The organism is Agrobacterium larrymoorei (assembly GCF_005145045.1).
In the GTDB taxonomy this organism is placed as follows: domain Bacteria; phylum Pseudomonadota; class Alphaproteobacteria; order Rhizobiales; family Rhizobiaceae; genus Agrobacterium; species Agrobacterium larrymoorei.
Genome location: NZ_CP039692.1, coordinates 870,975 through 893,820, shown reverse-complemented (window position 1 = coordinate 893,820; position 22,846 = coordinate 870,975). Strand labels below are relative to the sequence as shown.

Below are 22,846 nucleotides of genomic sequence, written 5' to 3'. Positions count from 1 at the left end.
AGTAACGAGGCTGTGAGGGCGAGTTCTGAACCAATCACAAACTTGTGTCAAACATTCTAGTTTAGAAGATTTCCAACAAGGCGCCCGGCATTGAGAGAAAGCAGATGCCGGGCACTTCGAGCAGGCAAAAATCGATCAGCCGTCGCGCTTCATGACGCAGAAGAAGAAGCCGTCAGTATCTGTCGTAGCCGGTGTCAGCGTCACGGTTTCGCCGTCTGGCGAATGAGGTTTTGAGGCTGCAGCGCCGAAGGTCTTCGTCCAGCGGTCGAGAGCGGACTTGATCGAGAATTCAGAGTTTTCCGCGCAGAAGCGGCGGACTTGCCGCTCATTCTCTTCAGGCAAAACGGAGCAGGTTACATAGAGCAGCTCACCACCGGGACGCACGAACGTCTTTGCCTGATCCAGAGCTTCCGCCTGCTGGCCCACGCGCTCCTCGAGATTTCGCTGCGTCAGGCGCCACTTCGTATCTGGGCGCCTGCGCCATGTGCCGGTGCCGGTGCAGGGTGCGTCCACCAGCACGCGGTCGAATTTCTCGCGAAACGCAGCCAATCCGGCCGGGCGGTCGTGCACCTGAACGTTGCGCGTGCCAGCGCGCTTCAGCCGTTCGATGATAGGCGCAAGGCGCTTGCGGTCCGCATCGAAAGCGTGGACCTGGCCCTTATTGTTCATGCTCGCAGACATGGCGAGCGTCTTGCCGCCGCCGCCTGCGCAGTAATCCAAAATCTGTTCGCCTTCCTGCGCGCCGACGAGATCGGCAACGATCTGCGAACCTTCGTCCTGCACCTCGAACCAGCCTTTCTGGAAGGAAAGTTCAGCCGTCACATTGGGCAGCCGCGACGGGCCAGCGCCTGCCGGAATACGCACGCCCTGGCGGGCGATCCGGGTGGCCTCGGCTCCGGCTTCTTCAAGCGCCTTGAGAACCTTGTCGCGGTTCGCCTTTAATGTGTTTGCACGCAAGTCCAGTGTCGGGCGCTCGTTCAAGGCCTGCGCCTGTCGCAGCCACTGGTCTGCGAAGGAAGCCTCGAGCGAAGGTTGAACCCATTCCGGAATATCGCCTTGGACATGAAGCGGTGCATCGGAAAGAGAGCGCGTGTTGAATGCTTTGATAGCGTCTTCTGAAAGAGGAGCAGGCGCGAATTTGTCGCCCTCGAATTCCGCAGCCAGTTGCTCCGGCGTCTTCCCCCATTGACGCAGCATAACGGCATAGCCGAGCGCGTTGGCGCTCTCGTCATCCATCAACCATGCGTGGGAAAGTTTCATGCGAAGGGCATCGTAAACGATGTTGCCGATGGCGGCCCTATCGCCGGAACCAGCGAAACGATGCGCCAGTCCCCAGTCTTTCAGTGCGTCGGCAACCGGGCGTCTGCGCGCCTCGATATCTGCCAACACTTCGATTGCCCCGGCTAAACGCCCGCCCAAACGCATTGTCTACCTCTTTCCGTGATTGCCCGGTTGGTAGACGCGAATGGCGGCGAGGGCAAGGCTTTGGCAAGAATTCCCGAAAATCCTGTTCGGAAATCCTCCGCTTAATTGGAGGCCAGAACCTCGTAGCAGACCTTTGCCGTGCCGGAGCTTACCATGCCTATGTTCTTGGCGGCAGCCTTGGAGAGATCGAGAACACGACCCTTGATGAAGGGGCCACGGTCATTGATGCGCACCACAACGGCCTTGCCGTTACGGGAGTTCGTAACCTTGACCTTAGTGCCGAAGCGCAAGGAGCGATGTGCAGCGGTAAGATTGGAGGCGTTCATTCTCTCGCCCGAAGCAGTCTTGGAGCTGAGAGCATACCAAGATGCGCCGCCACATCCATTAGCGGCATTGGCCTGAAGAGGAACGATGAAACAGCACGCGGCAATAGTTGCGGCCGCGAAAGTCTTGCGTCGGATATTCGTCAAACTGTGCTTCCCTGATACTCGGCCCCGCGCCGAATGAATTGCGGAGACTGTAGGGCGAGCGAAAAATGGCAAAAACTTGCCTTCTTCCAATCACGAAGTGTTACAGTGTGTAACATTCGTGATGAGAATCACTCTGGCGAGTTTTAGATAGCTTTCGATGTATCCCGCAAAAATTTCTTTAGAATCAATCGCAAGGCAGAAATTCGTTGCGCGTTAAGTATTTCATGAATCGGTTCACGGAATCACGGTGAAATATTTTTCTAAAGGCTGAAAATTTCCGTTAAATTTGCGCATTAATAAAAGGTTAAAAGCAAATATGGCGATTAGAAACTTCCTGAAAACTGTCGTTGGATGGATTTTTCAACCAATGAAGATGAACAGTTATTCATCTTTCCAGAGGCTGCTATCCCATAATTGTTGGAGCGACTTGCGGTATTCCGGGTAAGTAAACTGGAACCCGAGGCGCTTTAGTTTGCCATTGGAGACGCGCTTGTTCTCGCCATAGAAAGAGCGCGCCATCGGCGTCAGTTCAGCCGTCTCGAAAGCCTGCTCCGGTGGCGGTGTAACGCCCATCAGTTCCGCCGCATAAGCGACCACGTCCTGCGGCGGTGCAGGCTCGTCGTCCGTCACGTTGAAAATACCGCCGTGTTTTTCCGAGATGAGGAAGGCGGTCGCCGTGCCAATGTCTTCCACCCGGATGCGGTTGAAAACCTGATCCTTCTTGACCAGACGGCGGGCCGTGCCCTTTTCCAGATTCATGAAACCGTTGCGCCCCGGGCCGTAAATTCCTGAAAGCCTCAGAATGGAAAGCTGAACACCTGCCTTGTCCGCCGCCGCAGCCCAGGATTGCTCAGCCTCTACCCGTTCAAGGGATCGAGCGGAAACAGGTTTGCATTCCGTTTCTTCATTCACCCACGCGCCGTCATGATTGCCATAGACGCCGACCGTGGAGAGGTACGCTGCCCATTCCAGTTGCGGCATGAGGTCTTTAAGCGCGCCGTTGCAGAGCCGCAGCAGAGGGTCACCGGCCTTGCCGGGCGCTATCGACTGGACGAAATGCGTGGTGTTTGCGAGTTCTGCTCGCAGAGCGTCGCTTATGGTCTCACCATCAAAGATGACGGGAGTGATCCCCAGTGCTTTCAGGGTCTCTGCTTGTTCGGTACTGCGCGTCGTCCCGCAAATGCGGTCCATGCTGCCCTGAAGAGTTTTCGCGATTGCCTTGCCGGAATATCCGGCCCCGAAAATCATCAGCTGCGACATTTACTCTCCCGCCATGCGCCATTCTTCCTGAACATCCGAATCGTCATCGGCTGTGTGCGTTGCAGCGTAAGCGTGGAAGCTCTCCCTGTCCATCAACCGGGAAAGCGCCCAGATGGCCATGCCACGCACATCCGGCGATGCATCGTCCGCCAGTTGCCTGCACTGATCTATGAGCAAGGGATCATTGGAATTTCCGGCAGCAATCAGCACATTGCGGATGAAGCGGTTGCGGCCTATGCGTTTGACGGGCGAGCCGCTGAAGAAACTGCGGAATGCGGCGTCATCAAGCGTCAACAGAAACGCGATGGATGGTTCTTTCAGGTCTTCCCGGGCTCGCAGCTTCATTTCCGAAGCGCTGGCTGCGAACTTGTTCCATGGGCAGGCCGCAAGGCAATCGTCACAGCCATAGATGCGATTGCCGATCATGGGCCGGAATTCGTGCGGTATCGGCCCCTTATGCTCAATCGTGAGATAAGAAATGCAGCGTCGTGCATCAATCTTGTAGGGGGAGGGGAAGGCACTGGTAGGGCACGCATCGAGGCAGGCCCGGCAGGAGCCGCAATGATCCCGTTCCGCTTCGTCCAGACAGAGTTCCGCCGTGGTGAACATGCTTCCGAGAAACAGCCATGATCCGTGGGTACGGCTGACGAGATTGGTGTGCTTGCCCTGCCAGCCAAGCCCCGCAGCAGCGGCTAGAGGCTTTTCCATGACGGGTGCCGTGTCGACAAAAACCTTGACGTCTTCGCCCGCACGCGCAGCGAAACGCGTCGCGATTTCCTTCAGGCGGCCCTTGATGACATCGTGATAATCCCGATTTCTGGCGTAAACGGAAATCGCGGCCTTGTCCGCTTGGGAAAGAAGCTGTCTTGGATCCTCGTCAGGTCCGTAGTTGAGGCCGAACATGACGACGGAGCGCACCTCGCTCCACAGCGTCTTCGGATTCGCCCTGCGCTCTTGCGTTTCTTCCATCCACGCCATTGTGCCGTGGAAGCCATTATCGAGAAAATCTCGCAGTCTTTCCGGCGCAAGCGGAATGGCATCAGCCGAGGTGATGCGACAGAGATCGAAGCCAAGCGCTGTCGCTTCCGCGCGGACGAAATCCGTCAGCTTGCGGGCACGCAACTCCTGCTTCTGCGAACTCGTGTCGATTGTTTCTCTCCTGCTCCATCGGCTGGCAAGAGCCAGCATCGACGCTATATATAGTCTCAAGCAGGATTAGAAATCGAGATCGGCGTAATGTGAGGATGGCGCAAGGCGCGGCACGCGCTCGGCCAATAAGGGCCGGAAGGACGGCCGGGATTTGACCCGCTGGTACCATTCCTTCGCAATCGGCGCTTCCAGCCAGTTGATTTCGCCGAGATAGTCGAGAATGGACACCGAAGCTGCAGCTGCAAGATCGGCATAGCTCAGGCGGTCACCGGCAATCCATGTGCGCGAAGCTGCCAGCCACTCGAGATATTTCATGTGCTGACGGATGTTGGAGCGTGCCGTGCGCAGCAGTTTGGAATCTGGAGGTCCGCCTCCCTGTGCCGTGGTCATCTGCAGTTTGTACACACGCTCGCGGACCAATGGCTTGGTCACGTCGTTTTCCATCTTCTGCAGGAACCATTCGGTCAGGCGGCGGATTTCAGCGCGCTGGAAAGGCTCTTCCGCTAGAAGCCGTCTGTCGCGCTTCAGCACGCCATGGGCTTCATCGAGGAACTCCGCCAGAACATAGGGCCCACAGAGCGAGCGCATATTGTCATCCAGATAGACCGGAAGAGTGCCCGCAGGATTGAGGGCCAGAAACTCCCGTCTCTTTTCCCACGGCTGTTCCTCCACCAGATCGATCTGGAAGCCGTATTCGGCAAGTATCAGCCGAACGAAACGAGACGCGGTCGACATAGAGGAGTGGTAAAGGGTTGGCATCGGCACTCGGAAGTTTTGCGATTGATGTGAGGTTGCTTCTTTGTGGCTAAAAAAGGCTCAAAATGCGGCCTTGGCGAAAATTATAACGGCAGCATTTTTAAGAGAACTTTAATGTTGCAGCGCAGCGCCCAGGCTTTTTGTCGCCACGCGAACAAACTCAACAAAAAAGCGCCCTCGATCCGTCTCGGGCGCTTTGGATTGATTTTGCGACGCTGAGGCCGCAAATGCTCAATTGGCAGAAATGGAGCTCGTGGCGCATGGGTCTACCCCATAAGCCGGCGAGCAGCCCTCTTTACCAGCGGCAACCGTGCCCGGTGCCATGAACGAACCTGCCAGAACAACCAAAGCCGCACACGCAAAAAAGAGTGCGATAGACCTGCCCATTTCTATTTGCCTTTCAAAACTTTAACGCGACAAACGGCATTGCCGTTGGTTTGATTGTTCAGTTGAGGATGTGTTGTGAGTGTGGCGTTTATCAATAACTGAGCTTGCTGAACACCGGGTTAATGCGAAGACTTGTCCACAGTTGCCCTTGTGCCACGCTTACGCGGCTCATTACTGAAATTCCCCTGTTACCCAGCCCCAAATCCCCTGACGCGACAAGCATAGGCAGTCGCGCCGTTGAGGTCATAACGGGCTTGGTGGTATTTGGTTGCAGCAGTCGATGGAAAAAAGCTTACGCGGCTTTCCCGGCATTGCTGAACTGGCCATGCGGGCGGTAGCTGACCAGATAGGAGGGGAGAACGGAAGACACGCGCACCGGCGTAATGCCTATGCCGTCCAAGGTCAGACCGGCCTTTTCGGCCTCTGCGGAGACGACGTTGTCGTTCTTCAGCAGGGCGACCTGATCGGATGTCAGCGGCGGCTTGATCAGCGGAATGAGAGAGGCGACGGAGCCGAGCAGGGATGCAATGCCAAAAGGCAGGTTAACCAGGCGGTTCTGTCTATAGGTGGCCGTCAGCACGGCCTCAAGACACTGGCGGAAGGTCATGACGTCCTGGCCGCCGAGCTCGTAGGTCGAGCCGGACTTCAATGCACCATCCACGCTGCGCGCAACGGCTTCGGCAACATCTTCGACGTAGACCGGCTGGAACTTCGTCTTGCCGCCGCCGATAAGGGGCAGGAAAGGCAGACGCTGGGCCATGCCCGCAAATTTATTGAAGAAGTCGTCCTCAGGTCCGAATACTATCGATGGACGCAGAATAATGGCTTCCGGCAGAACCGAACGGATTGCGGCTTCCGCGCGGCCCTTGGTGCGGGCGTAACCCAGAGACGAATTGGCATCTGCGCCGATGGCGGAAATATGCGTCAGCGTCGCGCCAGCGTTCTTCGCAGCTTCAGCCACGGCGCGGGCACCGAATTCCTGCACGGCATCGAAGGTGTTACGACCGCTTTCGAAGAGCAGGCCGACGCAGTTGACGACATGATCCGCATCCTCGACAGCCTTCACGATCGAGTCCTTGTAGCGCAGGTTAGCCTGCGCAAAGGAAATCTGGCCGACATTGCCGAGCGGCTGCAGGAAGCCTGCGAGATCAGGACGGCGTACTGCAACGCGGATGCGATAGCCACGCTTTGCAAGTGTCCGCACCACATGTCGGCCCACGAAGCCCGAGCCACCGAAAACCGTGACGAGAGGGGGAAGGTTGGCCAAGGGCATGAGTAGGCTCCTGCGAAGCGTTAAATGAGTGTATTTTTGTCTCTTAGCCCAAAGCCGCGCGCACGGGAAGAGAGAACAGCACGGTACCGCGCCGAGATTGAAAGACAGGGTTGACGACTGTCAAATTCCCTCGACGATCACCATCTCCGCATCGGCCACTTCCTGTCGAATTCTGGCTGCTGCCTGATATTCTTCCGAGTTGTAGCAATCGATAGCGTGTTGCACCGAAGGAAACTCTATCACCACGTTGCGGGCGCGCGCCTTACCTTCCAGTTCAGTCAACGCGCCGCCGCGGGCGAGGAAGTTGGCGCCGAAGCGTTCGAATGCAGGTTTGGCGGTTGAAACATAATCCTTGTAACGCTCGGCATCGCGAACATCCACGCGAGCGATCCAGTAACCCTTGGCCATGTCAGTCTCCTACAGATGTGTCTTTATTGGTTGGCAGGAAAGCTTGCTTTCAGCATCTCATCCAGAATGGCGCGCGCGGCGGCTTTCGGATCGGCAGCCTTGACGATTGGGCGGCCAACGACGAGATGGCTGGAGCCTGCCTTGATGGCATCGAATGGCGTGACGACGCGCTTCTGGTCGCCAGCATCGGAGCCAGTCGGGCGGATGCCGGGTGTAACGACGGCCATGTCGGGGCCGAGAATGTCGCGCACCGCAGTCGATTCTTCCGCAGAGCAGACAATGCCGCCCATGCCTGCGGCCTTGGCCTGTTCCGCGCGCTTCAAAACAAGTGAACGTGCATCGCCCTGATAACCTGCTTCTTCTAGATCCGAATTGTCCATGGAGGTCAAAACGGTGACGCCCAGCAGTGTGAGGTCCGATCCCTTCGCTGCGGCAACAGCCGCGCGCATGGCCTTCGGATAGGCGTGGAGGGTCAGCATCGACATGCCCATCTTGGCAATGTTTTCCACGCCGGAAGCAACCGTATTGTCGATATCCAGCAGCTTCATATCGAGAAAGATTTTTTTGCCGCTTTCAGCCAGTTCCCGGGCGAATTCCAGCCCGCCCGCAAATACCAGCTGATACCCGATCTTGTAGAAGAGCACGTCGTCGCCGATTGCATCGACAATTGATGCTGCCTCTTTCACGGTTGGAACATCCAGCCCAACGATCAGGCGCTCGCGTGCGGTCATAATCTCACCCCTGCCAAGTTTCGATGGGCGTCCAGTCGCATGTCACCTGCATGTCTGCAAGATTAAAACGGAAAAGATTTCCACCGCCCGGCGGCTGGTCCGCATCGCGGCTGATCGCGCCGCCCTCCAAATGGCATTTCAGCAGGGTACCCACCGCGCCGTGGCCGATAAAAGCGATAGGCTGAGAGGGATCATGTCGCGCAAGCACTGTCGTCACAGCCTCCACGATCCGTCGTTGAGCATCCGCTGCCCGCTCCCAACCTTGAAAGCTTTCCTGCGGATGGGCAAAGAACCAGTCGGCGGCGCGCTCGAACCGGTCGGGTGGCAGGAAGCCGGTCGCGCTACGGTCATTTTCGTGCATGTTGGCGACGGATTCGACCTCGATGCCGCTGGCGGCAGCCAGTATCCGTGCCGTTTCCAGCGCCTTTTTCTCGGTGCTGCTGACGATCTGGCGAATCTGCCGCGCCCAGGGTCTTGCAAAGGCGCGCTTTGCTCTTTCAGCGCCAATGTCAGACAGTCCCCATTCGGGGACCGGCACATTGGCATCGATACGAACCTGCGGATGCGTGATGTAAAGTGCGTACATGACGCAAGGTTAGACTAAGCGCGGGTATAGGTCCACAACTGCGCGGGCGGAATGTTGCGCACGATGAATTCGAAATGGCGGATATGATAAAGGTGAGGCTGCGCGACGATGGGCGAGACGGGGCCGTAAGAGATTTGCAAAACAGGGCGGCCATGCGGCACGCGCTTCAGCAATTCATCCAGAAGCTTTATCCGCGCGGCCATCGGGAAGTTCAGCATGGGCACCGCCGAAATCACGCAATCGAACATCTGGTCTTTCTGCTCGCCCAACGTCGTGTCCAGATCGAATGCATCGCCATTGATGAAATTGACGCCGGGGTAGCTGCGCAGAAGCTGCTGGTAGAAGTCGGTTGAATATTCGATGGCGGTTACGTGTTCCGGCTTCACGCCGCGGCCCAGAATGGCCTTGGTAATGACACCGGTGCCGGGACCAAGTTCGAGAACCGGCAGGCCGGAATGGGGATTGATAACGCTGGCCATGCGCCGCGCCGTAATGCCGGAGGTGGGAACGATGGCGCCCACTTTCTTGGGCTGATTGACCATGCCCTTGAAGAACCGGATTTCCTCTTCGAACTTTCTGCCGAAGCGTTGTTTCAAGCTCAGTCCCATTCTAGCTCCCCTTATTTTTGCTCGATCACCATTTGTTGAAACTGTGGCGACATCTTGTCTCTGTTTGCCGCAAACACAAAGAAAAATGTCGCATTCAGAAAATTGGGTAGTGGATAAGAGATAAAACAAAAAAGCCGGTGAGAATCCTCACCGGCTTTCGCGAATTCGTGGGTGTTTGCCTGCGTCAAACGCGCATCGGCATCAGCACGTAGAGGGCGTCATCGCCTGCCGTGTCGCGAACGAGCGTTGGGGAGCCGGCATCCGCCAGCAGGAAGATCGCATCTTCGCCGGAAAGCTGCGCGGTGATATCCAGCAGGTACTTCGCGTTGAAGCCGATTTCCATCGCGTCGTGTTCGTAGCCAACGGCAACTTCTTCCGTCGCGCTGCCCGAATCCGGGTTGTTGACGGTCAGCGTCAATTGACCTTCGGTCAGGGCCAGCTTCACGGCGCGCCCGCGTTCGGAAGAGATGGTCGAAACACGATCGACCGCCTTGGCGAAGCTGACGCAATCGACGCGCATCTCCTTGTCGTTGCCTGTCGGAATAACGCGCTGATAATCCGGGAAGGTGCCGTCGATGAGCTTCGAGGTCATGACGATATCGCCGATTGTGAGGCGAATTTTCGCATCGGAGACTTCTACGGCGACTTCAAGCTCGGGATTGTCAACCAGCTTCTGCAACTCGCCAACGGTCTTGCGCGGAATGATGATGCCCGGCATGCCCTCGGAGCCGGACGGCGCATCCACATCCGCGCGCGCCAGACGGTGACCGTCGGTCGCCACGGCACGCAGTTTCAGGTCGCCGCCGCTTTCGATGGTGTGAAAGAAAATGCCATTCAGATAGTAGCGCGTCTCTTCCGTGGAAATTGCAAACTGCGTGCGGTCGATCAGCATTTTCAGATCGGTCGCCTTGAGCTTGAAGCTGTGGCTGAAGGTGCCAGCGGTCAAATCCGGGAAGTCCGCTTCCGGCAGGCATTGCAGTGAGAACTTGGAACGCCCAGAAGCAACCGTCATCGAAGAGCCATCGGGATTGGTCGCGAGCAGAACCTCGGAACCATCTGGAAGCTTGCGCACGATTTCATAGAGCAGATGTGCGGGAACCGTGGTCGCGCCCGCCTGCTCCACCATGGCCGGTGTCGCTTCGGTGACTTCCAGATCGAGGTCGGTCGCCTTCATATCCAGATTGGCGCCCGATGCGCGCAGCAGCACGTTGGACAGAATCGGGATGGTATTGCGCCGTTCCACCACGCGATGAACGTGGTTCAGCGATTTCAGAAGGTTGGACCGCTCAAGAGTAATACGCATGGACACTACCGCTTTCAACCGTTGCAATCCGGGGGAGGCCGGATCGCCAGACAAGTCTTTCCAGCAAGCTGCCGGATAATGGGACAGGCAAAATGGCAGAGTTATCGTGGGAAAAGCAAGAGGCGAGCGCGCCGCAGCTGTTTCATTTCAGCGCTATACAGCGTGATCCACAGATAAGAATGAAATCTTGAGCTTGTTCAGCCGCTTTCGATTGCCCATAAAGGTTTCGAGAATGACAGAACTGATTGGAATGACCCGTGGAAGACGAAACCAGCAATGAACAGACGGAAACGTCCACGGGCAAAACCTATCGCGTATCCGGCGTCACTGTCCCCGCGCGGCCGCTTGAAAATGCGCTTTATCTGGTTGCGACCCCCATCGGCAATCTCGGTGATATCACGCTGAGGGCGCTGGAAACGCTCGCTTCGGCTGACGTTTTGGCTTGCGAGGATACGCGGGTTACCCGCGTGCTGCTGGAGCGTTACGGTATCCGCAACCGACCTTATGCCTATCACGAACATAATGCACAGGAGGTGGGGCCAAAGCTGATTGCTGCGCTGGAAGCCGGAAAATCCGTCGCTCTGGTGTCCGATGCTGGAACGCCTCTCGTGTCCGATCCCGGCTATCGCCTCGGCCAACTGGCACTGGAGGCCGGGTATCGCGTGGTGCCTATTCCGGGCGCGTCGGCTCCACTTGCCGCTCTCGTCGGTTCGGGCATGCCAAGCGACGCCTTCCTGTTTGCAGGCTTCCTTCCGGTGAAGGATCGCGGCAAGCGCGACCGCTTTGCCGAACTGTCAAAAATACCGGCGACACTCATCTTCTTTGAATCGCCGCATCGTATATGCGCCTCTATCCAGGTGGCCGCTGAGGTGCTTGGTCGGGATCGTCGCGCTGTGGTTTGTCGGGAATTGACTAAGACCTTCGAGGAGTTTCGCCGAGGGACTTTGGGAGAGTTGGCCGAGTATTATGATGAAGATCGCACCGTTAAGGGTGAAATCGTTCTCCTCATAGAGCCGCCCTCCTATGACGAAATTCCTGACATCGAAGATGTGGAAAAGTTACTGACGGACCTGTCCTCCAGCATGCCAGCGGCCAAAGCCGCCGCCGAAGCGGCAAAGCTGACGGGCCTGCCGCGCAAGGAGCTTTACCAGCGCCTGCTGGATATGAAGGACGGCAATGGCGGCTGAGGGGCGCGAGAACAACAGACGGCGCGCGGAAAAGCGCGGCCATGCTGCCGAGTATTGGGCAGCACTTTATCTCATGCTGAAGGGCTATCGCATTCTGGCCTTGCGCTACAAGACGCCTCTGGGTGAAATCGACCTCATCGCCAAACGCCGTGATATTGTGGCCTTTGTGGAGGTCAAAGCGCGCCGGAACGAACAAAGCGCGGTGGATGCAGTCAGTTATCAGTCTCAACGCCGCATTCGTGCGGCAGCAGATATTTGGCTGACGCGCCGTAAGGATGCGCACATGCTGTCCCAACGTTTCGATATCATCGCGATTCTGCCGCGCCGGTTGCCTGCGCACTTCATCAACGCGTTTTAAGATCATACGGACCGGCCTGCCGTTAAGAGCGAAACCTCGATCAACTTCCGATTGATACGCGATTTTATCGATTAAATCTTTGATTTATCGTGTAATAAATTAGACATAAAACTGTAAACGAGGCGTCACGAAAGGCGCCTATTCGCATCCTCACCCAACAAGGGCGGTAGAGGATCGAAAAGATGATCAAGAAAATTTCCATGGCCGTGATGGCCGTCAGCGTTTCTGCAACGTCTTCCATGGCGGCAACAAACATCACCTGGTGGCATGGCATGGGTGGCCGCAACGGCGAAGTCATCAACGAAGTTTCACAGAAGTTCAACGCAGCTCAGACCAACTGCGCAATCACACCCGTCTCCAAGGGCACGTATGAAGAAGCGCTCGCCAGCGGCATCGCAGCGTTCCGTTCCGGCGACCAGCCGAACATTCTTCAGGTCTTCGATGCTGGTGCCGCCACCATCATCAACGCCAAGGGCGCTGTCATTCCTGCGGAAGACATCATTACCAAGGCTGGCTACAAGTTCGACCGCGAAGCCTTCATCCCCGGCGTTCGTTACTTCTACGCCGCTGCCGATGGCAAGTTCGTCGGCATGCCGTTCAACTCTTCCGCGCCGATCATGTATCTCAACACCGAAGCCCTCAAAAAGGCTGGCGTTGAAGCTCCAAAGACCTGGGAAGAATTCGAAGCTGCCGCTCCGAAGCTGAAAGAAGCCGGTTTCATTCCGCTCGTTCAGACGCAGCTGACCTGGGAATTCACCGAGAACTTCTTCTCGCGTAACAACCTACAGTTTGCCACCAACAACAACGGTTACGACAGCGTTGTCGACACCAAGCTCAAGGTCACCGACCCGAACCTCATCATGATGTTCGAAAAGCTGAAGTCCTGGAAGGATCAGGGTTACTTCGCTTACTACGGCGCTGGCTGGAACGATAACCAGAAGCCATTCGAAGAAAACAAGGTTGCTCTGTGGATCGGTTCTTCGGGCTCTTTCGGTGGCCTGCAGAAGACGGCTCAGATGCCGTTCTCGGCAACTTTCCTGCCGTATTGGGGCTCCATCAAGGGCGCTGGCACCAACTCCTTCATCGGTGGCGCTGCACTCTTTGCAATGGCCGGCAAGCCTGAAGCGGAAAACAAGTGCGTTGCAGACTTCTTCCAGTTCCTGACATCGCCTGAAATTCAGAAATTCTACCACGAAGCGACCGGCTATGTTGCCATCACCAAGGCCGCTTACGAGCTGACCAAGAAGGAAGGCTACTATGAGAAGCAGCCTGTTGCCGAAGTCGGCATCAAGCAGCTTTCGCTTCAGGGCGGCGAGTGGTCCAAGGGTTACCGCCTCGGCTTCTACCCACAGATCCGCGCCATCATGGAACGTGAATATGGCCGCATCTTCTCGGGCGAAGTTTCCGTCAAGGACGCTTTCAACATCATCGAGAAGGAAGGCAACGAGCTTCTCGCTCGCTTCGCCAAGACTGCTGGCTGATTAGCTTGATACTTCGGCCTGCGAACCTCCCTTCATGATGAGGGGAGGTCCGTTGGGTGTTTGCAAGGCATGCCAAAAACTCCGTCATGCTGGGGCTTGACCCGAGCATCCACTGACGTTCCCGATGTCGCGACGTGGATGGATCCTCGGCTCAAGGCCGAGGATGACGCCGAGCGGGAGTGCAGCGCTTCATTCTAATCCCGGACCGACCTTCTACACTGAAGCAGAGTCCACAACCCATGAAGGTTTGCGAGCGTGGCCTACGTTCCCTCTCAACCGAGTCTCACCCGTTTCATTCCGGGCCTGGCCTCAAGGGCCAAGAAACGCCCTGTCGAGGCTGAGACTGCCAAGCGCGTGCAGTTTTCCTCTCCCGCGCTGCCCTATCTGTTTCTGGCGCCGCAGCTCGCGGTGATTTTCATTTTCTTTTACTGGCCCTCCGTGCAGGCTGTTCAGTCGTCCTTCTATCTGGAAGACCCCTTCGGCTTCGGATCCACTTTCGTCGGCATGTCCAATTACACGGATGCGCTGTTCAGCTCGGAATATCTCAGCGCCGCACGGTTCACCGCGGTCTTCACCGCAATCGTCACGGTCTTTGCCATGGGCATCGGTCTTCTGCTGGCGGTCAAGGCGGATGCGGTCATTCGCGGCTCTTCTGCCTATAAGACGATGCTGATTTCGGTCTACGCCATCGCCCCACCCGTTGCGGGCTTGATCGGCATGATGTTCTTCGACCAGCACATCGGACCTTTCGTCAAGATCATGTCCTTCTTCGGCTGGCACATGCAGGTCGGCGTCAATTATTTCGACACCGCTTTCGCCATGACCGTTATCTCCATCTGGAAGCAAATCCCGTACAATTTCATCTTCTTCCTGTCTGGCCTCCAGGCCGTGCCGGTCTCCGTTCGGGAAGCGGCTTACCTCGATTGCCACTCCGGCTTCCGCCGTTTCTGGACGGTCATCATGCCGCTTCTGATGCCGACGGCCTTCTTCCTCCTCATCATCAACGTCACTTACGCACTGTTCGATACGTTCGCAGTCATCGACGTTGTGGTGAAAGACAAGGCCGCCAACAATCCGATCACGCTTGTCTACAAGGTGTTTCTGGATGGCTTCCGTGGCAACGACATTGGCGGCTCCTCTGCGCAGTCGGTCATCCTCATGATCGTCGTCTTCGTGCTGACGGTGCTGCAGTTCCGCTTCCTCGAAAAACGCATCCATTACGGTTGAGGGCTGAGATATGTACAAAACCAAACCTCTCGACCATCTGATCCTGATCGTCGGATCGCTTTTTTTGGTCCTGCCGGTGATCGTCGCCTTCATGACGTCCACCCATACGGCGGCGGATATCCATATGAATGGTCTGGCGTTGATGCCGGGCGATAACTTCGTTGCCACCTACGACAAGGTGCTGACGCAGCGTGGCGGCTTCACCGGGCAGGTCACCGGCTTCAACATGATGATCAACTCGCTGATCCTCGGCGTTGGCTTCGCGGTCGGCAAAATCGTACTGTCGATGATGGCGGCCTATGCCATCGTCTATTTCCGCTTCCGTTTTGCCACCTTCGCCTTCTGGATCATCTTCACGACGCTGCTGCTGCCCCTCGAAGTGCGCATCATGCCGTCCTATGAAGTCATGAGCAAACTAGGGCTGCTGAACTCCTATACCGGCCTCATCGTGCCGCTTCTGGCGTCCGCAACAGGTACTTTCTATTTTCGGCAGTTCTTCAAATCGGTTCCCGATGAGTTGCTGGAAGCTGCGCGCATCGATGGCGCCGGTCCCTGGAAATTCCTCATCGACGTGCTCATCCCAATCTCCAAAACGATGATGGCGGCCATCTTCATCATTATGTTCGTCTATGGCTGGAACCAGTATCTCTGGCCATTGCTGATGACGAACGACGAGCGCTTTTTCACGCTCATCCGCGGTGTAAAGTCGATCCTGCAGGTCTGGATCGGTTCGCAAATTCCCGATTACAACGAAGCTTTCGCACTTGCCGTTCTGGCCATGCTGCCGCCTGTGGCGATCGTCGTGATCTTCCAGAGCTGGTTCATCAAGGGCCTCACCGAAAGCGATAAATAAGGACAACGACAATGGCCGAAATCGAAATCAGTCAGGTCTGCAAGGATTACTCCAATGGCATGCGCGCCGTCCACAGCGTGGATATCGCGATCAAGGACGGTGAGTTCATCGTCCTCGTCGGCCCCTCCGGCTGCGGCAAGTCCACGCTGCTGCGCATGGTGGCAGGGCTGGAAGAAATTTCCGAAGGCAAGGTCTCAATCGGCAACCGCGTCGTCAACGACGTCGAACCCGCCGACCGTGACATCGCCATGGTGTTTCAGAACTACGCGCTCTATCCGCACATGTCGGTGCGCGAAAATCTGGAATACGGATTGAAGAACCGCAAGACGCCGAAGTCCGAGATCGACGCGCGTGTTGCCGAAGCCGCCCGCATGCTTCAGCTGGAGCCCTATCTGGAGCGCAAGCCCCGCGCCCTTTCCGGCGGTCAGCGCCAGCGCGTGGCCATGGGCCGCGCCATTGTGCGCAAACCCGCGGCCTTCCTCTTCGATGAGCCGCTCTCCAATCTCGATGCGAAGTTGCGCGTCTCCATGCGCGGTGAAATCAAGCGCCTTCAGCGCCGCCTTGGCACCACTTCCATCTATGTCACGCACGACCAGCTGGAAGCCATGACGCTGGCCGACCGCCTCGTCGTGCTCAACGCCGGACGCATCGAACAGATCGGCGCACCGCTGGAGGTCTACCACACCCCGGCCTCCACCTTCGTCGCAAGCTTCATCGGCTCCCCCGCCATGAACCTCGTGTCCGGTGAACTTCATGGCGACCGCCTTGCAATTGGCCCTGCCATGCTGTCGCTGAACGGCGTAGCCCCAACATCTGGCCCGGTCACTGTCGGTATGCGCGCAGAAGATCTGCGCATTGCCAAGGATAATGAACCGACCCTGCCGTTCCGCGTGGATTACATTGAAGAACTCGGCTCCCAACGCCTCGTCCACGGTACGGTCGGCGATCAATCCGTGACGGTAGCGCTCTCGGCTGAACTCGGTATGCCCGAAAACTTCGCCCTGACGATCAACCCGGAAAAGCTGCACTTCTTCGACGCCGAAAGCGGCAAGCGCATTACGACGAAACTAGAGGCGCAGCAGGTGCAGGCGGCGTCTGTTGAATATGCTGGCGTCTGATTAAGTCCAGTTTTCAGGCCGGAGCTGCGAAATCAGTCTCCGGCTTTTTTTGTCTCTTGACTCCATTATAAGATAATTTAAATCTCCTATAATGGAAAACGAAAACAGTTCTTTTGAGTCCGCTACCGCGGAACGACTTAGGCAGCTTCGCGAGGCTAGTGGGTTGACGCTTGATCAGCTTGCGACTGCGTCCGGTGTCAGCCGCGCCATGATTTCGCGTATCGAGCGCGGGGAAGCGAGCCCGACGGCGTCTTTGCTGGCTCGGATATGTGCGGCCCTCGGGCTTTCTCTCTCCGGCTTCTTTGCCGAGCAGGAACAGCAAATTTCTCCATTGGTGCGACGCGCCGAGCAGCCTACCTGGAAAGACCCTGAAACGGGGTATGTCCGCCGCGCAATTTCACCGCCGCGGGTGGGTTCCGACGTCGATATCGTGGAGGTCAGCCTTCCTGGCGGCGCGCGGGTCAGTTTTCCGCCCCATGCAGCAAGCAATGGCATGACCCAATATGTCTGGCTTTTCGAAGGGCAGTTGGACATGACGCTTGGTGAGGAAATCCATAGCCTCGGCCCGGGCGACTGCCTGTTCATGCCCGTTGGCGAGGGGCACATCTTCCACAATCCAGCAACCAGTCCAGCCCGCTATGCCGTGGTGCTGGACCAGAGAAAACGTGTATAATCGGAGCTTTAAATGACGACCATTCGAATACTGGACAAGCAGCAGACGCTGGATGCTTTGCCGGAACTCTGCGAGGTTCTATCGGACTGCGTGAACGGCGGTGCATCCGTGGGTTTCATGCTGCCTTTTACACCGGAAGACGCTCGCGAATTCTGGAGCGATGTCGCCGCAGCTGTCTCTCAGGGCCGGGTCATCCATGCCATTGCGGAACTGGATGGTAAAGTGGTGGGAACGGTGCAAGTGGGGCTGGCAACGAAGCCGAACCAGCCGCATCGCGGCGATCTCATGAAGCTGCTCGTTCACCGCAGCGCGCGTGGCAAGGGTCTATCGCGCAAGCTGGTGGAATGCGTGGAGGCGGAAGCAGGGCGCCGTGGGCGCACATTGCTTGTGCTGGATACGGCCACGGGAAGCGAAGCGGAAAGCATATACCCCCGCTTCGGCTGGGAGCGTGTCGGTGTCATCCCGGATTTCGCCTTGTTCCCGGATGGCGGTTTCTGCAACACGACGTTCTTCTATAAAAGAATAGGCCCGGTCGTTTAACCGGGCCTTGGTGGTCATCAGGCTGCGTAGCGTGTGTCTGCCCGCCCGCCGCCCGTCGCCAGGCGGAATTGCTCCAGCAGTTGCAGCAACTGGTCGGTTTCGGTGTTGAGCTGCTGGGTCGCAGCACTCGTCTCTTCCACCATCGCCGCGTTCTGCTGTGTCAGAAGGTCAACCTCTCCCACGGAGTTGTTGATCTGCTGAAGCGCGACGGCCTGATCCTGCGTTGCCTGCGTGATCTGGTGAACATGCTCGCTGACGTGAGAAATCTGAACGCCGATCTGCGCCAATGCATCTCCGGTCTGTGAAACGAGGCTGGAGCCTGCAGAAACCTCGCGCGTCGAAACCGCAATCAACTCGCGAATTTCTTTCGCGGCGTTTGCCGATCTCTGCGCCAGTTCACGCACCTCATGCGCCACGACGGCAAAGCCCTTTCCGGCCTCTCCCGCGCGGGCTGCTTCCACGCCTGCATTCAGCGCGAGCAGGTTGGTCTGGAACGAGATGGAGTCGATGACTTCGATGATGTTGCCGATGGTCTGCGAGGCGGATTCGATCCGCTCCATTGCCGTCACGGCGTTGCGCACGATTGTCAGCGACTCTTCCGTGTTGCGGCGGGTATTGTCGACAATGCTATTGGCTTCCCGCGCACGGTCCACCGCATTGCGCATGTTGGAGTTCACCTCATCCACAGCCGCCGCAGTCTCCTCAAGCGATGCTGCCTGACGCTCCGTGCGTCGGGACAGATCGAGAGCGGAGGCGGACATCTGCTGAACATTGCCGCGGATGGCGCCAACATTATCCTGAATGCCGCCGATTGTCTGGCGGAGGCGCAGCATGGACTGGTTGAAATCGACGCGCAGTTGCTCAAGCTGGCCACTGAACGGTGTGTCGATAGTCGTGGAAATATCGCCAGCCGACAGGCGTTCGAGACCGCCCGCCAGTGCCGAAACGGCGAACTGGATCTGGCGATCCAGTTCCTTGCGCTCGGCGTCGTTCATCTGGCGCTCAGCTTCAGCCGCAGCGCGCTGCTCTTCGGTCTGTGCCTCCAGGCGGTTGCGCTGCTCGGCATTTTCCTTGAACACTTCGAGCGCACGCGCCATGTCGCCGATCTCGTCATAACGGTCCTTGCCGTTCAGCGGCACGTTCACATCGCCCGTTGCGAGACGCTTCATGGCGTTGACGATGTTGAGGATCGGGCCCTTGAAGGTCATGACAAGACCGATACCGGCAAAAATGGCAACGAGTACGCCGATCAGCATTGCAGATAGCGAGATACCGTCCGCCTTGCCGCGCTCGGCATCCGCCGCGATGCGCTGCGCTTCGGAGAACTTGGTCAGATCGTTCCAGACGTGGCCGATCTCTTCGGTCGCCTTACCGAAAGTGGCCTGGCGCTGCTGGAACATGGCTAGCAGATCGATAGCGCTTTTCTCCAGTTTGGTGGAGAGAGCATCGATGGAAGAGGCGGTCTTCTGTGCGCTCTCGGACATGGTCTTGTCCGACATGACGGAGCCTGCGGAAACGGTCAGACGGAAAACCATGTCGCGGAATTGATCGAGCGTCGCCTTGGTGGGGGTGGCGACGTAGCTTGCCATGCCCAGTTCGAGGTTTTTGGCATCATCCGCAATCTGCCGCGCGGTTGCCAGAAAATTGGTGGCGGGTTCGATCTGCCCGTCGAGTTTGCCGAAGACTTCCGTAGCCTGTCGCGATTTTACCGTCGCGAAACCCTGCAGACGAATGGTTGCCGGGCGCATGATGTTGACGGCCTGATCGATTGCGCCAACCGTCGCGTCGTTGACGACGCCAATGTTCAGCTGCTGACGAATCTGCGCAACGTTTTCGACGATCTGGTCTATGACCATCTTCTGATCGACGGTTGCGATGGAAGCAAGGTCTTTGGCGGTCTTTTCAAGATCGCCGATGGCGTTCTTGACGACGCCGATCTTCTCTTCCGGCACCGTGGACTTGTTGAAATCCGTGACGACTGCTGCAATCAGCGTTGCGCCGCGCACCAGCTTGTCAGCCTCGCGCAGCATGCCCTTTGCCTTGGTTTCATCCGTCTGCAATGTGTTGCGGACGTTGGTGGCGTTTGCCAGAAGGCCGGCAAGCTCACGCGAGATGGTCTGCATATCCGCACTCATGCTGGTGCGCAGCGCCTGTTCCTTCTCATAGGCAGACCAAAGCTCGTCCACCTGCGAACCGATGACGGAGGTTCTTTCAACCGCGTCCTTGATCTCAGGCGCATTGCCATCGCCCGTCATGCGCAGGAAAGTGATCTGGTCATCGATCTGCTTGTGCAGTGTAACGCGCGTCTCTTCCTTCGTATCATGAAGAAAAGACGTCATGCTGCCATAGACTTCCTTGAACCCCGTCAAGGATTGTAGCACGGTGTTGGAAACATCCATGCGCCCCTGAAGCAGCTTGGAGGTGTACAGGCCGGATAATCCTACGGCCAGAATACTTGCGATGAAGGGCGCAATGAAGACGACGACTTTCGTCTGTATCTTGAAGCGCGCCAGCAAGGTGTCGATAAACATGGTTTTCCCAAAGCCCCGGTTTTTTCTATGTCATTGTTTGTTATTATTTTTTGACGTGGCGTGACTTTGCAATCGAGGTTTGAAAAAACAGTTAAAAGTAAGATTTGTTTTCTATCGACATGAATGTGAGCATACCCGTATCTTTGGATATACGGGGCTGCTCTTTTCGATGTGGTTCGTTTTTCAGCGTCTTTTATGGTGGCAAGGATTTCAATTCACGGCCTGTTTGCGGCCTCCAAGCATCGACTGAAATTCGGTGACGATCAGACGCTTCAACTCAGCTTGAATATCGCGTCTATCTCTGTCGCTTGCCGGATTGCAGATCGGATCTTTCTCGCCCACAGATTTGAGAAGTTCCGTAGAGCCCGGCTTGCAGACGGGCAGGAAGCTGAAATGGTCGGAACCGTTTACCTGCGCATATCGGGCGTTCGGCACGTCCCTGGCCAGTTGGTCCGATAGAACCGAGACCGGGATTTGGCCTACTGAGCCGAGATTGATGAAGCTGAGCGGAATGTCGATGTTCTTCAGGCTATCCTTGGTGAAAGCCACCTCCAGACCGGGATCGACCAGAACAGCGGCCTTGATACGGGTGTCGTGGTTGGATTGCTCGAAGCGAACCTTGTCCACATCACGAAGATCGAGTTTCGGCACATTGACCCGCTCGCCATTCTTGTAGCCGACGCCGCCGGAAAACCACTCGCAATCCATGGAACTGGCGTAATCCATGCAATATTTGACATAGTCATCCAGGCTTGCGCGTGCGCCTGCAAGCTCCATCGCCGTGCTGCCGCCCAGAGAGAAGCCGAGGACGCCGATACGACTTTTATCGATGGAAGCGGACCAGGCTTTGTTGGTCGTCAGCTTAGTAATGATGGTCGATATGTCGTCCGTTCTCTCCCAGATTTTCGGCGTGTCCTGCGGAGTGGAATCGCCGCTCGTCGTGCCGGGATGATCAGGTGCGGCAACAATGAAGCCCTGTTCCACGAGGGCTGACGCAATCCACGAAAGCGCTGTACCGCGGGAGCCGGAGCCATGCGACAGCAGGATCAAAGGCTTCTGGCCGGGTTGAATGGAAGCGTCGCGAAATGCTGGCGTGCCCTCGAATATTCGGTTCTCGCCGACAGAGATTTTTTCGCCATTGCCATCGGACGGATACCAAAGCGTAACCGTAAGGTCTCTGTTGCGGGACGCTGAGTGGAGGGGTATCTCGCTTGTACCGACTGCACTTTCGGCATGGGCCATTTGCACGCCGAGCGTTGAAAGAAGGATTGCTGAGACTGAAAAAAGAGTTCGCATGAGAAGCCTCGTTGGGTTGCTAACGAGCTAAAACTGCATCGATCCCAACGTTTTTACGTCCTGAAACATGTTTGAGGTCGTGCCATAACGCGATCTGGTCCATGAAGATGGAAACGACGCTCGACAGGATGGCATTTTGTGATTTTCGTTCCTCTCCCTTTTGTTGTCGCGCTTCTTCTCGCGCTGATGCTGGTTTCGATTTTCCGCAGGAATGGAGAGGCCAGATCGAATTACGCCTTTCTCGCGCTGATCGGTCTTACGGCGATACAATCCGTTTTGGTCGGCCTGCGTTGGGGCTACGACATTACCTGGCTTAAAATAGTTCTGCCGGTCATCGCCTCCCTGCTGCCGCCACTGGTCTATTCCAGTTTCAGGACCCTGATCGATCCTCGGCCGCACGCACCGAAGCTTGTCTGGATCGGCTATGCCCTGCCGCCTGCCCTTATCGTTTTTGCGCGGCTGGTTTTGCCGGTTTCCATTGATTTTCTGCTGATCGCACTGTTCGTTGGTTACGCCGTCGCTATCGTACTGCTCGGTCGCCGGGGTCCGGACGGGCTGGAAGATGCGCAGTTCTCAAGTGCAGCAAAGGCGCATGCCGCTATCTATATTGCCGCCAGCGCTCTGTGCCTCTCGGCCACATTCGATGTGCTGGTTCTTGTCGATTTCCAGTGGGCGAGTGGGGATAAGGCTGCGATCATCGTCAGCAATGGCAATCTGCTCGGCCTTTTGCTCATCGGCCTAACGGCCTGGATGGCGGGTGAAAGCAAGTCCAAAGGGGCGGCGCTTGAAGCGGACACGGAGGTTGCCGCTATCGCTGCCAGCGCGGAAGATCAGGATATCATGTTGAAACTCGAAGACCTGATGGCGCGGCAGAAAGTGTATCGCGACGAGAACCTCAGCCTTTCGCGGCTTTCGCGAAAGCTGGGGCTGCCCAGCCGGGCAATCTCGGTTGCCATCAATCGGGCCACAGGCGGCAATGTGTCTCAATTTGTCAACCAGTTGCGCATTCGCGAAGCGTGCCAGCTTTTGGAAGAAACGGATCAATCCGTAACTGCCGTCATGCTGGAAAGCGGTTTCCAGACGAAGTCCAATTTCAACAGGGAGTTTCGGCGGATAACCGGCATGAGCCCGCTGGCATGGCGGGAGAGGCAGGTCTGGAAGCTGGTGGCACCAAGCAAAAACGGCCACCCGCAGCTTGCGGATGGCCGTTAGAAAACCGAAGCGGA

22 protein-coding genes are annotated in these 22,846 nt (G+C 57.0%); 9 read left to right on the top strand and 13 right to left on the bottom strand.

What is annotated here, in order from left to right:
* Positions 1-135 precede the first annotated feature (135 nt).
* From CFBP5473_RS18410 to dnaN, 11 genes are all read right to left on the bottom strand, one after another.
* A complete protein-coding gene (locus CFBP5473_RS18410; RefSeq protein WP_027674012.1) occupies positions 136-1,425 on the bottom strand; it encodes an RsmB/NOP family class I SAM-dependent RNA methyltransferase in 1,290 nt (429 codons plus the stop codon).
* Between the two features lie 101 nt (positions 1,426-1,526).
* On the bottom strand, positions 1,527-1,895 hold the full coding sequence (locus tag CFBP5473_RS18405; protein WP_027674013.1) for a septal ring lytic transglycosylase RlpA family protein: 369 nt from the start codon (positions 1,893-1,895) through the stop codon (positions 1,527-1,529).
* 381 nt (positions 1,896-2,276) lie between these two features.
* Positions 2,277-3,155: an SDR family oxidoreductase gene (locus tag CFBP5473_RS18400; protein WP_037170716.1), complete on the bottom strand. Its 879-nt coding sequence runs from the start codon at positions 3,153-3,155 to the stop codon at positions 2,277-2,279.
* The gene (queG, locus tag CFBP5473_RS18395; RefSeq protein ID WP_084631463.1) at positions 3,156-4,343 is read right to left on the bottom strand and encodes a tRNA epoxyqueuosine(34) reductase QueG; all 1,188 of its coding nucleotides are present in this window, start codon (positions 4,341-4,343) and stop codon (positions 3,156-3,158) included.
* Positions 4,344-4,370: 27 nt separating this feature from the next.
* Positions 4,371-5,063 carry a glutathione S-transferase family protein gene (locus CFBP5473_RS18390; protein ID WP_027674016.1) on the bottom strand — a complete coding sequence of 231 codons (693 nt, stop codon included), beginning with the start codon at positions 5,061-5,063 and terminating at the stop codon, positions 4,371-4,373.
* Positions 5,064-5,739: 676 nt separating this feature from the next.
* Positions 5,740-6,720 (bottom strand): complex I NDUFA9 subunit family protein, encoded by a 981-nt coding sequence (locus CFBP5473_RS18385; RefSeq protein ID WP_027674017.1) that lies wholly within the window; start codon positions 6,718-6,720, stop codon positions 5,740-5,742.
* Between the two features lie 120 nt (positions 6,721-6,840).
* Complete coding sequence (locus tag CFBP5473_RS18380; protein ID WP_027674018.1) at positions 6,841-7,128, bottom strand: DUF1330 domain-containing protein; 288 nt, start codon at positions 7,126-7,128, stop codon at positions 6,841-6,843.
* A 23-nt stretch (positions 7,129-7,151) separates the two neighbouring features.
* Positions 7,152-7,859: an orotidine-5'-phosphate decarboxylase gene (gene pyrF / locus CFBP5473_RS18375; RefSeq protein WP_027674019.1), complete on the bottom strand. Its 708-nt coding sequence runs from the start codon at positions 7,857-7,859 to the stop codon at positions 7,152-7,154.
* A gap of 4 nt (positions 7,860-7,863) precedes the next feature.
* On the bottom strand, positions 7,864-8,445 hold the full coding sequence (locus CFBP5473_RS18370) for a histidine phosphatase family protein (protein ID WP_027674020.1): 582 nt from the start codon (positions 8,443-8,445) through the stop codon (positions 7,864-7,866).
* Positions 8,446-8,459: 14 nt separating this feature from the next.
* Positions 8,460-9,053 (bottom strand): phospholipid N-methyltransferase PmtA, encoded by a 594-nt coding sequence (gene pmtA / locus CFBP5473_RS18365; RefSeq protein ID WP_027674021.1) that lies wholly within the window; start codon positions 9,051-9,053, stop codon positions 8,460-8,462.
* Between the two features lie 184 nt (positions 9,054-9,237).
* Positions 9,238-10,356 carry a DNA polymerase III subunit beta gene (dnaN, locus tag CFBP5473_RS18360; RefSeq protein WP_027674022.1) on the bottom strand — a complete coding sequence of 373 codons (1,119 nt, stop codon included), beginning with the start codon at positions 10,354-10,356 and terminating at the stop codon, positions 9,238-9,240.
* 257 nt (positions 10,357-10,613) lie between these two features.
* Between dnaN and rsmI the strand changes: the two genes are divergently transcribed.
* The 8 genes from rsmI (at position 10,614) to CFBP5473_RS18320 (ending at position 17,793) form a co-directional block, all read left to right on the top strand.
* Positions 10,614-11,543, top strand: a complete 930-nt coding sequence (gene rsmI / locus CFBP5473_RS18355) for a 16S rRNA (cytidine(1402)-2'-O)-methyltransferase (protein ID WP_027674023.1) — start codon at positions 10,614-10,616, stop codon at positions 11,541-11,543.
* The gene (locus CFBP5473_RS18350) at positions 11,533-11,901 is read left to right on the top strand and encodes a YraN family protein (protein WP_027674024.1); all 369 of its coding nucleotides are present in this window, start codon (positions 11,533-11,535) and stop codon (positions 11,899-11,901) included. The genes rsmI and CFBP5473_RS18350 overlap by 11 nt, the downstream gene beginning before the upstream one ends.
* 182 nt (positions 11,902-12,083) lie before the next feature.
* Positions 12,084-13,382: an extracellular solute-binding protein gene (locus CFBP5473_RS18345; protein ID WP_027674025.1), complete on the top strand. Its 1,299-nt coding sequence runs from the start codon at positions 12,084-12,086 to the stop codon at positions 13,380-13,382.
* A gap of 255 nt (positions 13,383-13,637) precedes the next feature.
* Entirely contained in the window at positions 13,638-14,609 is a 972-nt protein-coding gene (locus CFBP5473_RS18340) for an ABC transporter permease subunit (protein ID WP_027674026.1), read from the top strand.
* A gap of 10 nt (positions 14,610-14,619) precedes the next feature.
* Positions 14,620-15,462 carry an ABC transporter permease subunit gene (locus tag CFBP5473_RS18335; protein ID WP_027674027.1) on the top strand — a complete coding sequence of 281 codons (843 nt, stop codon included), beginning with the start codon at positions 14,620-14,622 and terminating at the stop codon, positions 15,460-15,462.
* Positions 15,463-15,473: 11 nt separating this feature from the next.
* Positions 15,474-16,580 (top strand): sn-glycerol-3-phosphate import ATP-binding protein UgpC, encoded by a 1,107-nt coding sequence (locus CFBP5473_RS18330; RefSeq protein WP_027674028.1) that lies wholly within the window; start codon positions 15,474-15,476, stop codon positions 16,578-16,580.
* A 91-nt stretch (positions 16,581-16,671) separates the two neighbouring features.
* Positions 16,672-17,253, top strand: coding sequence for a helix-turn-helix domain-containing protein (locus CFBP5473_RS18325; protein WP_027674029.1), 582 nt, complete (start codon positions 16,672-16,674; stop codon positions 17,251-17,253).
* A 12-nt stretch (positions 17,254-17,265) separates the two neighbouring features.
* The gene (locus tag CFBP5473_RS18320; RefSeq protein ID WP_027674030.1) at positions 17,266-17,793 is read left to right on the top strand and encodes a GNAT family N-acetyltransferase; all 528 of its coding nucleotides are present in this window, start codon (positions 17,266-17,268) and stop codon (positions 17,791-17,793) included.
* 17 nt (positions 17,794-17,810) lie between these two features.
* On the opposite strand, the gene CFBP5473_RS25270 is transcribed toward CFBP5473_RS18320, so the two are convergent.
* Complete coding sequence (locus CFBP5473_RS25270) at positions 17,811-20,324, bottom strand: methyl-accepting chemotaxis protein (RefSeq protein WP_027674031.1); 2,514 nt, start codon at positions 20,322-20,324, stop codon at positions 17,811-17,813.
* 210 nt (positions 20,325-20,534) lie between these two features.
* Positions 20,535-21,620 (bottom strand): alpha/beta hydrolase family protein, encoded by a 1,086-nt coding sequence (locus tag CFBP5473_RS18310; RefSeq protein WP_027674032.1) that lies wholly within the window; start codon positions 21,618-21,620, stop codon positions 20,535-20,537.
* 138 nt (positions 21,621-21,758) lie between these two features.
* Here CFBP5473_RS18310 and CFBP5473_RS18305 point away from each other — a divergent pair, with 138 nt between their 5' ends.
* Positions 21,759-22,832, top strand: coding sequence for a helix-turn-helix domain-containing protein (locus tag CFBP5473_RS18305; RefSeq protein WP_027674033.1), 1,074 nt, complete (start codon positions 21,759-21,761; stop codon positions 22,830-22,832).
* The last annotated feature ends 14 nt before the right edge of the window (positions 22,833-22,846 follow it).